A 1,005-nucleotide genomic window follows, 5' to 3' on the forward strand; every position below is an offset into this window, starting at 1 on the left:
CTAGGTGTTTAGTCCCGGCATTTGATGGACCGGGTCGACCCTGAAGTGTTCGGGCTCTTGTTTCCAGATTTTGCAGATGAACTCATAAGGCGTGAGGCCTTTGAGCGACTTGAGCCTGCGTGCGAAATTGTAGGCTGAGAGGAAGTCGGCGAGGTGTCGGCGCAGTTGGTCGTGATCCTCATAGTGGAAGCGGGTGACCGTCGCCTCCTTGATAGTCCGATTCATCCGCTCGACCTGGCCGTTGGTCCAGGGATGGTTGATCTTGGTAAGCCGGTGCTCGATGCCATGGTCGGCGCAGACGTCGTCGAAGATATGCCGAGGGGCATGGCGATCGCAGCTTCGGTTGGTGAACTGAATGCCGTTGTCGGTCAAAATGGTGTGGATGGCGTAGGGCACGGCCGCAATCAGATCCCGCAGGAACTGGGCCATCGTCATCTTGTCCGCCGTCGCGTGTAGCTGCGCATAAGCGAACTTGGACGTCCGGTCGACGGCAACGAACAGGCGCAGCTTGCCCTCGGCGGTCTGCACATCGGTGATATCGATGTGGAAATAGCCGATCGGATAGGCCTTAAACTTCTGCTTGGCCGGCTTGCCGACACCCATCTGCGGCAGCTGTGAAATGCCGTGGCGTTGAAGGCAACGATGCAATGACGAGCGCCTCAGATGCGGGATCGCCGGCTGAAGGGCATAGAGACAATCATCCAGTGGCAGCAACGTGTGCTTGCGAAAGGCGACAATGGCCGCCTCTTCCTCCGCGGACAACACTGTCGACTTCGGGTCCTTGGGGCCTGTCGGAAGATCGGCGGTCGAGGTTCGGTTCTTCCACTTTCGGACCGTCTTTTGATCGATCCCGTAGCGCTTGGCCAGCGCCCTCAGGCTCTCTTGACTATTCTGTATTGCTCGACGGATTGCCTCTGTCGTCGTGGCGCGGCCGTGTAGAACCTGTCCCATAGCGCATCCTTTGATTCGAATGACAAGCATGCACCATTAAAGCCCGGGATCAAA

1 protein-coding gene is annotated in these 1,005 nt (G+C 57.9%); it reads right to left on the reverse strand.

Annotated elements, in window-relative coordinates; all coding sequences use genetic code 11:
* The gene (locus tag EOD07_RS35660) at window positions 1-951 is read right to left on the reverse strand and encodes an IS481 family transposase (protein ID WP_127238456.1); all 951 of its coding nucleotides are present in this window, start codon (window positions 949-951) and stop codon (window positions 1-3) included.
* Between the last annotated feature and the right edge of the window lie 54 nt (window positions 952-1,005).

This window comes from Mesorhizobium sp. M2C.T.Ca.TU.002.02.1.1, assembly GCF_003997225.1.

Bases quoted from the DNA above. Each gene is read 5' to 3' on its own strand.
- EOD07_RS35660 (WP_127238456.1), bottom strand. From the start codon at position 951: ATGGGACAGGTTCTACACGGCCGCGCCACGACGACAGAGGCAATCCGT.